Here is a 12,448-nt window from a genome sequence, read left to right as displayed (position 1 = left end):
AATACCCGTCGACTTTTCTGCTAGTTTCTTCTGAGGAATTTCTGAATTCACTGGAAAGCCGGCATACCAACGATGCTTTATGCCACGATTTTGATAAATTGCTTCACCCGAACGATATGGAGACGGCACCATGCCCGTATCTACCCTTTCAAACGAACATTATGAAGCCCTATTGCGCGACGTCAGCCTGGCTGTTGGTGGCGCCGTTATTCAACTGATCAATCTCAATAAAAAAGTATCCGGCAATAATATTTTGGCGCATTTGGTGAATGAAATTGAGCATGAAACCAATCAGCAGCGCTTTGCTACCTTGCGCTCCGCCATCGAAGTCATGGGCCAGGCCCCGAAAGGACGATAAAGCCCCAATAAATAAGGCAGAGCTTGCGCTCTGCCTGGTTACCAATTTTTCCCGACACAGGAAGAAGAAGGTAATAGCGTTGAAACTTAGAAACGATAGGTCAGGTTAACTGCGACAATATCGTCGGTGCTCAGTTTCAGCTTGTTATCGTCGTTCAACTGGTTGATTTTGTAGTCAACGTAGGTGTACATATTTTTGTTGAAGTAGTAAGTCGCACCCACTTCCACGTATTTCACCAGATCGACGTCACCAATCCCTTCGATATCCTTGCCTTTAGATTGCACGTAGGCCAGAGAAGGACGCAGACCGTTTTCAAATTGGTACTGGGCCACAACTTCAAAGTTCTGTGTTTTGTTGGCAAAACCAGAGACGCCGTTACCGCTGATTGGCGTCATGTTGCGCGTATCGGCATACATCGCTGCCAGATAAACCTGGTTGGCATCATATTTAATCGCCGTGGTCCAGGCCGTTGCGCTGTCGCCTTTACCGTAAGCCAATTTTTTCTGATCGCTAGTACGGTTAGAGTCAGAGAATGCCGCAGCCACGCCGATACCCGAGCCACCGATGTCCTGATAATCCAGGGACATACCGTAGCCATCACCGTTTTGCTTGCTCACTGCACGGCTGTCGCTGTCGTTTTTACCCTGGTACTGCAACGCCAGGTTCAGGCCTTCTACCAAACCGAAGAAATCACGGTTACGGTAGGTTGCCAGGCCGTTAGAACGCGCGGTCATGTAGTTGTCGGTGTAGCTGTAGGAGTCGCCGCCGAATTCCGGCAGCATGTCGGTGTAAGCTTCTGCGTCGTATACGACACCGTAGTTACGGCCGTAATCGAATGAACCGTAGTCGGCAAATTTCAAGCCCGCAAAGCCCAGACGGGTTTTGGTGCCTTTGCTGCCTTGCGCTTCATCGTGGTTGGCTGCGACTTGGTATTCCCATTGACCGTAACCGGTCAGTTGGTCATTGATTTGCGTTTCGCCTTTAAAACCCAGACGAACGTAAGTCATATCACCATCTTCACCTTTATCTTTGCTGAAAACATGTTTGGCAGCAACGCGACCGTACAGATCGAGTTTATTGCCATCTTTATTATAAATTTCAGCCGCGTTGGCAAATGAGGTGATTGCCCCAAGGGCAATAGCTAAGGCTAATACACTGCGTTTCATCATTTATTTTCCTAGATATTATAATTTTTAAAATCCTGCCCATCACGCCCAATTTATGGTTTGGGCTGTGATCTTTATCATTTAGTGTTTTATGAGCGCCCCTAATTAAGGAGCCATGTGACATTAGCATCATGAATGCAAACTTAAAATAAAAAAGTTCATAAAACACCGTGGATAAAGCATGTTTATTTGTAACCAAATATTACATTAAAGCAAAAAACAAATCATTGATTAATAATGATATTTGCTACATATCTTATAACCATATTGGTGCAGTGCACCATTTAGGTGCAAATTGGTTTCTTTTTGTATGCTTTCCATTCGATCGGTAAATATCATGAAAGTTAGCATGGTTATTAATAACGTTACTTATTTCACATTTTTATCTGAGTAAAGTCACCACGTGAATTTAAGGCGTTCAATCACGTTTTAATCGAATCTTTTACCGCTTAGGATAATTAATTAGATCCAACGCATCAAAAATGACAGCAGGGAATGATTAAAGAAAAAAATGGCAATGATGAACCAGGGGATATAAAGAGGGATAAATAAGAGGAATTTGCAGCATGATATAGTGTTGTTATTTAAGGTTGCAGCTAACATCGCTACAACCTTAAATTTCATAAGTATAAAAAGGTATTCGGTACTAACGCTTCAATACAGCGTGCTACGCGGTGCTTCAATCAACACCATGCCGGCACGCAACCCCAATGCGACCTTAGGGTTAGGGAACAAGATCCACTCGCGGGCATGCTGAACCCGATACTCTTCACCGGGTTGCTCACACAACAGGGTCCCCTGCTTCAGTTCGGTAAAGTTGGCGGTGTCGTCACTGAGATGCAGCCTAAACTCCTCACTGCGCTTGATAAGCGATCGCTCCACACGGAATACCCGCAGTGCGTCGCCAGGGCGTTGCGGTAAAGGCTCATTGCTCACCGCAGCCTGCAAGGCGCGGTTGATAGCGGCAAATTGCTGCAAGTCGTTACTGCCAAACGGCCGTGCCTTACCCAGTTCCAGCGTACAACTGGCAGCCCCCACGTGCTCACTGGTGAAATGGCTGAAGGTGCCACCGGGCGCACTGTGGATCACTAACGCATCCAGGTCGGCAGCATCCAACAATGCCAACATGTCCGCACTGTAAGGCCTTGTCTGGAAAGGTAGAATGCCGAATCGTGGCAACCGCGAGTCGCGGATCGCCGTATGCAGGTCATAATGGAATCGTGCCGCTTTCTCAGCATCGAAAAATGTCGCGATAACCTGCTCGAGTTGTTGTGCCCGCGCGGTTTCGCCACTGTGGTCAAAATCGCGATAACGGCCACCGAACATCCGGTTCATGTCACTGTGCAAGTAGCGCTGGCCAGCCCGCATCGCCGCAGGATTACCCAGCACGACCAGCAGGCGAACGGCTAACGGGCGGGCTCCGGAAAGCACATCCTTGACCAACTGATTCAGCAATTCAATCGGCGCCGTTTCATTGCCGTGGATACCCGCGGAAACGACCACCGCGTGCTGATAATCCTGCCGCGGCGTGATTTCCAGCAGGCCTTCTCCCAGCCAACGCCAGTGCAAATTTTCGTTCTCACCCTGCTGCTCGGCGGGAACCTGCCCCGCCAGCGTCAGGGCCAACAGATCAAACATGGTGGCTTCGCCTATTGTTGGAATGGATAAACCGAGCCCAACCCGAGAATCGACGTCAGGGCATCCAGTGCATCACGCCCTTCACGCAGCAGTTGCGGATCGGCCAAATCATTTTGCGTCAGGCGATCGCGGTAGTAGCGATCAACCCACTCATTCAAGGTAACGAACAGCGTATCGTTCATCATTGCACGCGGATTTACCGCCCGTAACTCTTGCTCATTCAGCGCCACACGCAGCCGTAAGCAGGCGGGTCCACCACCGTTACGCATGCTTTCACGCAGATCAAACACCTTGATTTCATCGATCGGCCCACCGGCGGCAACCATCTCCGTCAAATAGCCCCAAACACCACGATGTTGACGCGATTCTTCCGGCACCACGATCATCATTTTGCCATTGGGCTTAGTCAGGATTTGGCTGTTAAACAGATAAGTCGCGACCGCATCGGCAACAGACACGCGTGCTGTCGGTACTTCAATTGCCACCAACTCGCTGTCCAACGTCGCCATCTTACGCCGCACGTCATCCAGCGCTTGCTGCTGTTGATAAAATGCCTGTTGATGGTGGAACAACACATTCTGGTTACTGACGGCAATGACATCGTTATGGAACACACCCTGATCGATCACGGCCGGGTTCTGTTGTACGAATACCGTATGCTGCTCATCCAACTGATGGAGACGCGCAATTGCCTCGCCTGCTTCACGCGTTTGGCGTGCCGGATAACGCGTCGGAGCCGTTTCACCGCCAAACTCCTGGCGGCCGTAGACAAACATTTGCACACTACGTTTACCGTAGTCGCCGCCCAATCGGTTATGGTTGGCTGCACCTTCGTCACCAAACAATGCCACCTGCGGCAAAGCCTCGTGGTGCGCAAAATGGCGTGGATCGTTAAAAATCGCCCGTAGCACGCCAGAGGTCGTCTCAGCCTCAATCGCGCGGTGGAATTTATTGTTCAAGTTGGCGGCAGTGAAATGCACCTTGCCATCGGCACTGTCAGCCGACGGTGATACCGTGGCCGCATTGGCGGTCCACATGCAAGAGGCCGAACTTAATGCGGACAACAGACGTGGAGACTGTCGCATAGCCTGTGCCAACACCGCCTCATCGCTACCGCTGAAGCCTAACTTGCGCAGCATTGGCACGTGAGGTCTTTCCTGTGGCGGCAAAACGCCCTGCTGAAAGCCAAGATCTGCCAGTGCTTTCATCTTCAACAGCCCCTGCTTGGCCGCCAGCTTTGGGTTCGACACGCTGTTTTGATGCTGTGTCGATGCCTCATTACCAAATGACAATCCGGCATAGTGATGCGTCAGGCCCACCAGACCATCGAAATTGACTTCATATCCTGACATGCTGTTCTCCTGGGGCCGAGCAGGCTCGGCCCTGCGCAACAAAACGCTGAGTGCTTAGTTAAATGAGAGTCCTGGCGACAGGCTCGCCGGCAACGTCAGGCTTTCGCTTTCCAGCGACGCCATTGGCCAGGCACAATAATCCGCTGCGTAGTAGGCACTTGGACGGTGGTTGCCGGAGGCCCCGACACCGCCGAACGGTGCTGCACTTGACGCACCGGTCAATGGCTTGTTCCAGTTGACGATACCTGCGCGAGCTTCCAGCAACAGGTGTTCAAAACGCTCACGCTGCGGCGACACCAGACCGACCGACAGGCCGTAGCGCGTCTGGTTGGCGATACGCACCGCTTCATCAAAGTCGTTATAGCGAATGAGGGTGGTCAGTGGGCCGAAGTATTCTTCATCCGGCACGTCCCGCACGCCAGTCACATCGATAATGCCTGGGCTCAGCAACGCACTGCCGCTTTCCAGCCGCTGCATGGTCAATAAGGCTTTTCCGCCCAACGCCAGCAAGTGATGCTGCGCCGCCAGCATTTTTTCTGCTGCTGCCGACGAGATTACCCCGCCCATAAACGGCTGGGGTTCAGCATCCCAACGGCCTATGCGCAGCGCGCTCGCCACCTGCACCAAACGCTCGATAAAGGCATCGCCCTCACTGCCACGTTTCACCAAAATACGGCGCGAACAGGTGCAGCGCTGACCCGCGGAAATAAATGCCGATTGAATGGCCAGATTAACCACCGCATCGCGGTCTTCAATCTGATCAACAATCAACGCATTGTTACCCCCCATTTCCAATGCCAGAATTTTTTCAGGCTGCCCCGCCAGTTGACGATGCAGGTGATAACCGGTGCCGGCGCTGCCGGTAAACAGCAGGCCATCAATATCCGCACGGGCGGCCAGTGCCTCGCCGGTTTCACGCCCGCCTTGTACCAGATTGATCACCCCATTGGGCAAACCGGCCTGCTGCCACAGCTTCAAAGTTTCTTCGGCGGTCTGCGGCGTCAACTCACTCGGCTTAAACACCACGGTGTTGCCCGCCAGCAGCGCCGGGACAATGTGACCATTGGGTAAATGGCCCGGGAAGTTATAAGGCCCAAACACCGCCAGCACCCCGTGCGGGCGGTGGCGCAATACGGAAACACCGTCCGCCATCGCCGTCTGGCTAACGCCGGTACGGGTCTGATATGCCTGCAGTGAAATCCCCACTTTACCGATCATTGCCTGTACTTCGGTCAGCGTTTCCCAGCGCGGTTTGCTGGTTTCACGGCTGATCACCGCCGCCAAATGCGGTTTGTGTTCTTCCAGCAACGCAGCAAAACGTTTCACAATCTGCTCGCGTTGCTCAAAAGGCGTGCGAGCCCAGGTTGGGAACGCCGCACGAGCGGCTTCACAGGCCGCAGCGACATCGCTGCCATCGGCGGCGTTGGCCTGCCACAGCGGCTGATTATCGACCGGATCGGTTTTACTGAACTCAGCGCCATGGCCTTGTTGCCATGAGCCATTAATAAAGAGTGCAGGATGTGACATTACGCTTTCTCCTGTGCAATAAGGGGGATAACCCGCACCGGGCTGCCTTGTTCAACACCCAGCGCTGCAGCGGTGGCGGCATTGAGATGCAGACGGTCGTCATACAGATCGGCATTGACCAACAGTGCGCGGTAATTCTGATAATGATCGTTGGCCACCAGATAGAGCGGCGCATCAGCCCGCATCGGGGTCTCATCGAGCACCACTTTCACCAGGCGGCTTTGTTTGACCGCACGAATATGGTCGATTTCCGCTTCCAACGTTGGGCCACCGTCGAAGATATCGACATAACCTTGATAACGCAGGCCTTCCGACTCCAGTACCCGGCGTGCCGGTACTGTCTGCGGGTGCACTTCACCAATCACTTTTTGCGCGTCTTCAGCCAGGAAGTCGACATACAGCGGGTGCTTCGGCATCAGCTCGGCAATAAATGCCTTTTGCCCGGTGCCGCTAAGGTAGTCCGCCTTGGCGAACTCGATAGAAAAGAAGTGGTTCCCGACGCTCTCCCAGAAAGGTGAGCGGCCATTCTCATCGGAAAAACCACGCATTTCGGCAATCAGCCGTTCGGAGAAACGCTCACGGAAGGCTGCGATAAACAGGAAACGCACCTTCGACAGCAGTTTGCCGTTTTCGCCGTGGCGGTAGTCCGGGTCAAGGAATAACGTACATAATTCGGAATGACCGGTGTGATCGTTGCTGAGGAACAGCGTCGGCACCGATTTATACACATTCAACTGTTTGGACGCATGCACCTGGGTCCCGACGCGGAAGCTGTACCACGGCTCTGAGAGCCCAACGGCCACTTCAATGGCGCAAACCCCTACGGCCTGCTGACGCTCGCTGTCCTCCAGGACAAACAGATAACACTGGTCACCACGCGGAAGTTCGCCTTGCCAGGTTTTTAACGCCCGCTCAATGCGTGCCGACAAGGTATCTTCGTCTTGTGGCAGGGAAGTGAGACCGATGCCGGACTTACCGGCCAGCGTCAATAAATCAGCCAAATCGCGACGCTCTATAGGGCGAATAATCATCATAATGCGAACCTCGTCTTGATCAGGCTGCGCCGGTAAGGGCGCAGCCTGTGTATTAGCTGCAAATCCGCGCCACGGCTCGCGCGAATCGCGCCAGCCCCTCTTTCACATCCTGTTCCGGGATGATCAGTGAAGGGGTAAAGCGCACCACATCCGGGCCGGCAATCAGGGCAATCACACCTTCTTCGTTGGCCAATTGCGTGATCTGTTTCGCCTTGCCGGCATAATCTTTCGTCAACTGGCAACCAATCAACAGGCCACCACCGCGGATTTCAGAGAAAATCGGATATTGCTGATTAATTTTGTTCAACCCGTCGAGGAACCACTGGTGGCGCTGTTTCACCCCATCCAATACTTCTGGCGTATTGATGATAGAGAACACCGCACCGGCCACGGCCGTCGCCAGCGGGTTACCGCCGTAGGTGGTGCCATGGGTGCCGACACCCAGCGTTTTGGCCAGATCATCCGTCGTCAGCATGGCACCAATAGGGAAGCCACAGCCCAGAGCTTTCGCGGTGGTTAACACGTCCGGTACCACGCCGTATTGCATGTAGGCATACAGATCGCCAGTACGGCCCATGCCGGTTTGCACTTCATCGAAAATCAGCACCGCATCATGGCGATCGCACAGCTCACGCAGGCCCTGCAGGAAAGCAGGATCAGCAGGTAATACACCGCCCTCGCCCTGGATCGGCTCAACAATCACCGCACAGGTATTGTCATTGATCGCTTCAGCCGCAGCGGCCAAATCGTTAAACGGTGTATGGGTGATCCCACCCGGTAACGGGGCGAAATCTTTTGAATACTTCGGTTGCCCACCCGCTGAGACAGTAAACAGCGTGCGGCCGTGGAAGGCGTTGTTAAACGCGACAATCTGGTTTTTGCTGCCGTTGCCTTTATCCAGAGCGCGTTTACGCGCCAACTTGAGTGCCGCTTCGTTGGCTTCCGCACCGGAGTTACAGAAAAACACCTTATCGGCAAAGGTGGCGTCAATCAGCTGCTTTGCCAAACGCAGTACCGGTTCGTTGGTATAGCCGTTGCCCAGATGCCACAGTTTGCCCGCCTGCTCCACCAGCGCTGCCGTCACCACGGGGTGAGCATGGCCCAACGCGTTTACCGCGATACCACCGGCAAAATCGATGTAAGACTTACCCTGTTGATCCCAGACCTGCGATCCTTCTCCCCGAACCAAAATAAAATCAGCGGGGGCGTAAACCGGGACCATCCAGTCATCGAAAGACTGGCGGGTAACTGCGATTGGCTGTTCCATAATGACCTCATAACTTCAGCAAAGACTGAATTTTGACTGTAAGGGCCGTTCCTGCCCGGATGTTCCACAACAAAACAAGAAAAACAGCGCCGTTGCATCTCCTTTTCGACCGGTGATAACTCTGCCTCTCACCGTCTATTCAGAAACAAATCTGTTACATCAAACGCGTTTTTCGCTATTTATGCCGGGAATCAGGTCCTGGAACGGGGAATAAATGTTAACGAGCAGTTAAAATACATGCCGTTTGATAAAGAGTGTAGAGCAGCTATCGTGCCAAACTGGGATTTCCGGCAATTTTTTGGTTTTTTTACGCTAAAACAACGGCTTACAATGCATACTTATTCAATAAATATGCATTGGTAATGAATAATTGGAAAAATAAGGCGAAAAATCATCGTTGGCTGCGAAATCCTATTCAATTACAAAAAACTTCAATATTTCTGATCGCGCTCGCAAAAATAATTTGGCCTGACATGCGCCCCATCACACTTTTGCCCCACTTCAGTGCAGGCACTGCACCCTATGAGAGCAAACCCACGCCAGCCAAGGCTCTGCGCAGCACATCGCGGCGCATCATTGTGCATGCGCACACGCAACCCCCGCGCCAGATCTCATATTTGTTAACTTACTGAACAAATTGTTGACAGTCTGAGGACGCGATAATAGGTTAATTTCAATGGAACACGTGTTCCATGATAAAAAAAACGCACCCACCCTAAATAATTCGAGCCGCAGGAAAGCGGCAAAACATGCGTCCCCAGGCGCTGGCCTAAGCCAGCCACGGGGGTGAGCTCCATGGATGGGCCGAGTCACGCAGCGACACCGCGGCGGCTTGAAGTAGGACGGGTACACATCGACTGCACAGCATCGGGGTTATCATGGCTCATTTCTGCTTGCGTACTAACCATAGGATCACCGGGGTCGCACTGGCCGTGCTGCTGGGCCTGCCCCTTTCTGCCAGCGCCACTACCCGCATTACCTTCGCCAACTATTTGCCGAATGATTACATCAATAAGGTGATTAAAGATTTTGAAGCGGCGCACCCGGACATTCAGGTGCAGTCGATTAAATGCGGCTTCTCTGACTGCCACCAAAAGCTGACGACCGCGTTGGCCGTCGGCCAAGGTGCCGCCGATATCTTCAGCGTCAGCACCATTAAGCTGGGCAGCTTCGCCAACTCCGGTGGTCTGAACACCCTGAGCGCCCCACCGTTCAGCATCGACAGCCAGGGCTGGCAGTTTGATCCTTCAATGATCAGTCTGGCAAAAGGCAACGACGGCAACATCTATGGTGTGCCTTACGATACCGGCCCGGTAATCATGATCTACCGGAACGACATGGTGCAAAAGGCGGGGATGAAGATTGAGGACATCACCAAAAGTTGGGACAGTTTTATCGCCTTTGGTGAGAAATTGAAAAAAGAGCAAGGCGCTTACCTGTTGCCTGCCGCCACCAGCCTGATAAACCCACTCGTGGTGGGCATGAACAGTGAACCGGGCAAACCCGTGTACACCAAAGACGGTAAACCCAACCTCGACTCCCCTCAAATCAAACAGTTGATGACGGTCATCAAAACGCTGTATGACAAAGGATTAGCCGCCTCGCTCGACGGCTCAACCAATTCGCAGGAATACATCAAGCTGTACCGTCAGGGGAAACTGTTCGCAGATATCGACGGCCCCTGGGACGAAGGCCGTATTGAGCAAGAATTGGATCCGGACGGTGCCAAAGCTGGGTTGTGGCGTGTGACCGACGTACCGGGCAACATCAAGGTCAATGCTGGCGGCACCACGCTGGTGATCCCGAAACAAAGCAAAAACGCCGAAGCGGCCTGGCAGTTCATTCAATACTTTATGCAACGTGACGTGGTGATCGACGCGGCCAAAACCGCCGGTACCTTACCTGCCCGTCTCGACGTGTATAACGCGCCCTACTTTGACACGCCGAGTCGCATTCTCGGCGGTCAACATTCGATGCGCTACTACGCCAGTCTGGTGCCGGACCTGAAGCCGGTTGCCTCAGCGCCGGAAGATAACATCGCCAACGAAATTCTCAATGAAGCGGCGAAGAAAATTCTGGTGCAGCATCAGGATATCGACAGCACCCTGCGCGATGCCAACAAGCTGCTCGAGCGGCGGATGCGCGCGTTGTAATCATCTATATCCGTCATATTTCAAGCTGCAGGTGTGTTGGCCTCAAGCACTCCCCCCAGTCACTTACTGATGTAAGCTCCTGGGGACCCATGCTCTTGCCGCCTTCCTGCAACTCGAATTATTTAGGATATAACTCCAGCGTTTTTTTGACGCCGATTTTATATTTTCCACCGGTTCGGGGAGTCTATGCGTAAGCGATTTTTCAAAGGGCTGCTGCACGATCACCGCACCGCCTACCTGCTGTTGCTGCCGTTTATGCTGCTGTTCGCGGTGTTTAACGCGTTCCCGATCTTCTTTTCGGCGTTTCTGTCATTCCAGTCGTGGAACCCGGTAAAGGGCCTCAGTTCGATGAAGTTTGTCGGGCTGGATAACTTTTACTACGCCTTCACCGACGATGCCTTCTGGGTGTCGCTGGTCAACACCATCAAAATCACGCTGGTGTCGGGCCTGTGCCAGCATCTGTTTGCGATTACGCTGGCTTACTCCTTGCTGCATATCATCGTGCGCGGCAGACGTTTTCTGAAGGCAGCCATCTTCCTGCCCTACATTACCTCTTCCGTGGCCGTTAGCCTGATTGTGTTCAACCTGTTTTCCCCCGTCGGCATGGTTAACGAGCTGCTCAGCGGGTTAGCGACCAAACTGCACCTCGGCACGTTAGCCGCCGCATTGCCCATCAACTTCTTTGACAGCGACTGGATCCGTTTCACCATCGCCAATCAGGTGACCTGGAAATTTACCGGCATCAATACGGTGATTTACATGACCGGCCTGGCGTCTATCTCACCGGACCTGTACGAGGCCATTGAGCTGGACGGTGCGAGCCGTTGGCAGAAATTCCGCTATATCGCGCTGCCGCTGTTGGCACCTTTTATCTTCTTCGCCACGCTGATGACGCTGATTGGCAACATGCAGTTATTCAACGAACCGATGATCTTGACCCAGGGTACGGGCGGCGTTGACAACAGCGGCCTCACGGTGTCGATGTACGTCTACAAAACCGGCTGGTCCTACCTGGATATGGGAACGGCTTCGGCGATTTCCTGGATCTTGTTCCTGTTGATAGCCGTAGTCAGTGCCTTGGTGTTTTGGGGCTTCGGCAACCGGGGAGGTGTGAAAAATGATCGCTGAAGGCCGCCGTTTCGACACCGGAAAACTGGTGATTTATCTGTTGGTATCCCTGTTCGCGTCGTTGTCGCTGTTTCCGTTCTATTGGTCTGCCTTGCTGGCGACGCAGGACACCCGCAGCATCATGGGTATGTCTCTCCGCTTTGGCACGCATCTGGTGGAAAACTTCCGCGGGTTGGAACAACAGGTTCCGTTTACCCGTTCGCTGCTTAACACCCTGTATGTCACCGCCATGGCCACCTTGACCAGCGTGTTGGTTTCCGCTGCTGCGGGCTACGCTTTCAGCGTTTACCAGTTCAAGGGTAAGAAGGTGCTGTTCACTACGCTGATGCTGACCATGATGGTCCCCAGCGTGGTCAATCTGGTGCCTTACTTCTTCGTCATCAAAAGCGTGGGCCTGCTCGACCAGTTCGCCGCCGTTTGGCTGCCTGCCGGGGTAAACATCTTCGGTATCTTTCTGGTTCGCCAATACGTGAGCGCTTCATTACCCAGCGAAATCCTCGACAGTGCACGCATGGACGGCCTGAATGAATTACAGATTTTCTTGCGAATCGGCCTGCCTTTGATGCGCCCAGCATTGCTGACCGTGGCGATCGTTGTGGTGGTCGACACCTGGAACAACTTCATGCTGCCGTTGGTGGCGTTACAGTCACCGGATAAACAAATTCTTCAATTGGTACTGCGCAGCCTGAGCGGAGCCACCGCCACGCCGTGGAACCTGGTAATGACCGGCAGCTTCCTGGCCATCGTGCCACTGCTGATTGCCTTTATCTTCTCGTCCAAACAAATGATGGAGAGCCTCACGCGTGGGGCGGTCAAAGGGTAACT

The 12,448-nt window shown here is 53.2% G+C and carries 10 protein-coding genes; 4 read left to right on the top strand and 6 right to left on the bottom strand.

Annotation, left to right across the window (positions count from 1 at the left end):
* Nucleotides 1–130 precede the first annotated feature (130 nt).
* A complete protein-coding gene (locus tag AC2FCQ_RS00790; RefSeq protein WP_209635304.1) occupies nucleotides 131–358 on the top strand; it encodes a biofilm development regulator YmgB/AriR family protein in 228 nt (75 codons plus the stop codon).
* An 86-nt stretch (nucleotides 359–444) separates the two neighbouring features.
* On the opposite strand, the gene AC2FCQ_RS00785 is transcribed toward AC2FCQ_RS00790, so the two are convergent.
* The 6 genes from AC2FCQ_RS00785 to AC2FCQ_RS00760 all read right to left on the bottom strand — a co-directional run bounded on the left by AC2FCQ_RS00785 (nucleotide 445) and on the right by AC2FCQ_RS00760 (nucleotide 8,342).
* On the bottom strand, nucleotides 445–1,527 hold the full coding sequence (locus tag AC2FCQ_RS00785; RefSeq protein ID WP_322740270.1) for a porin: 1,083 nt from the start codon (nucleotides 1,525–1,527) through the stop codon (nucleotides 445–447).
* A gap of 651 nt (nucleotides 1,528–2,178) precedes the next feature.
* Entirely contained in the window at nucleotides 2,179–3,162 is a 984-nt protein-coding gene (astE, locus tag AC2FCQ_RS00780) for a succinylglutamate desuccinylase (protein WP_490308188.1), read from the bottom strand.
* 11 nt (nucleotides 3,163–3,173) lie between these two features.
* Nucleotides 3,174–4,514 (bottom strand): N-succinylarginine dihydrolase, encoded by a 1,341-nt coding sequence (gene astB, locus AC2FCQ_RS00775; RefSeq protein WP_209635306.1) that lies wholly within the window; start codon nucleotides 4,512–4,514, stop codon nucleotides 3,174–3,176.
* Nucleotides 4,515–4,568: 54 nt separating this feature from the next.
* On the bottom strand, nucleotides 4,569–6,041 hold the full coding sequence (gene astD, locus AC2FCQ_RS00770) for a succinylglutamate-semialdehyde dehydrogenase (protein ID WP_490308187.1): 1,473 nt from the start codon (nucleotides 6,039–6,041) through the stop codon (nucleotides 4,569–4,571).
* Nucleotides 6,041–7,075, bottom strand: a complete 1,035-nt coding sequence (astA, locus tag AC2FCQ_RS00765; protein ID WP_209635309.1) for an arginine N-succinyltransferase — start codon at nucleotides 7,073–7,075, stop codon at nucleotides 6,041–6,043. The genes astD and astA overlap by 1 nt, the downstream gene beginning before the upstream one ends.
* Before the next feature lie 52 nt (nucleotides 7,076–7,127).
* A complete protein-coding gene (locus AC2FCQ_RS00760) occupies nucleotides 7,128–8,342 on the bottom strand; it encodes an aspartate aminotransferase family protein (RefSeq protein WP_209635311.1) in 1,215 nt (404 codons plus the stop codon).
* Between the two features lie 878 nt (nucleotides 8,343–9,220).
* Here AC2FCQ_RS00760 and AC2FCQ_RS00755 point away from each other — a divergent pair.
* The 3 genes from AC2FCQ_RS00755 (at nucleotide 9,221) to AC2FCQ_RS00745 (ending at nucleotide 12,446) form a co-directional block, all read left to right on the top strand.
* Nucleotides 9,221–10,495, top strand: coding sequence for an ABC transporter substrate-binding protein (locus AC2FCQ_RS00755; protein ID WP_490308186.1), 1,275 nt, complete (start codon nucleotides 9,221–9,223; stop codon nucleotides 10,493–10,495).
* A 186-nt stretch (nucleotides 10,496–10,681) separates the two neighbouring features.
* The gene (locus AC2FCQ_RS00750) at nucleotides 10,682–11,623 is read left to right on the top strand and encodes a carbohydrate ABC transporter permease (RefSeq protein ID WP_265553726.1); all 942 of its coding nucleotides are present in this window, start codon (nucleotides 10,682–10,684) and stop codon (nucleotides 11,621–11,623) included.
* Nucleotides 11,613–12,446 carry a carbohydrate ABC transporter permease gene (locus AC2FCQ_RS00745; protein WP_209635317.1) on the top strand — a complete coding sequence of 278 codons (834 nt, stop codon included), beginning with the start codon at nucleotides 11,613–11,615 and terminating at the stop codon, nucleotides 12,444–12,446. The genes AC2FCQ_RS00750 and AC2FCQ_RS00745 overlap by 11 nt, the downstream gene beginning before the upstream one ends.
* The last annotated feature ends 2 nt before the right edge of the window (nucleotides 12,447–12,448 follow it).

Source organism: Serratia sp. CoH_134_PS_4, from assembly GCF_058190535.1.
Note: the sequence above shows the minus strand (reverse complement) of the source record. Positions and strands in the feature narration are given on the sequence as shown.

Coding starts and splice junctions, on each gene's coding strand:
- AC2FCQ_RS00790 (WP_209635304.1), top strand. CDS start 131: ATGCCCGTATCTACCCTTTCAAACGAACATTATGAAGCCCTATTGCGC.
- AC2FCQ_RS00785 (WP_322740270.1), bottom strand. CDS start 1,527: ATGATGAAACGCAGTGTATTAGCCTTAGCTATTGCCCTTGGGGCAATC.
- astE (WP_490308188.1), bottom strand. CDS start 3,162: ATGTTTGATCTGTTGGCCCTGACGCTGGCGGGGCAGGTTCCCGCCGAG.
- astB (WP_209635306.1), bottom strand. CDS start 4,514: ATGTCAGGATATGAAGTCAATTTCGATGGTCTGGTGGGCCTGACGCAT.
- astD (WP_490308187.1), bottom strand. CDS start 6,041: ATGTCACATCCTGCACTCTTTATTAATGGCTCATGGCAACAAGGCCAT.
- astA (WP_209635309.1), bottom strand. CDS start 7,075: ATGATGATTATTCGCCCTATAGAGCGTCGCGATTTGGCTGATTTATTG.
- AC2FCQ_RS00760 (WP_209635311.1), bottom strand. CDS start 8,342: ATGGAACAGCCAATCGCAGTTACCCGCCAGTCTTTCGATGACTGGATG.
- AC2FCQ_RS00755 (WP_490308186.1), top strand. CDS start 9,221: ATGGCTCATTTCTGCTTGCGTACTAACCATAGGATCACCGGGGTCGCA.
- AC2FCQ_RS00750 (WP_265553726.1), top strand. CDS start 10,682: ATGCGTAAGCGATTTTTCAAAGGGCTGCTGCACGATCACCGCACCGCC.
- AC2FCQ_RS00745 (WP_209635317.1), top strand. CDS start 11,613: ATGATCGCTGAAGGCCGCCGTTTCGACACCGGAAAACTGGTGATTTAT.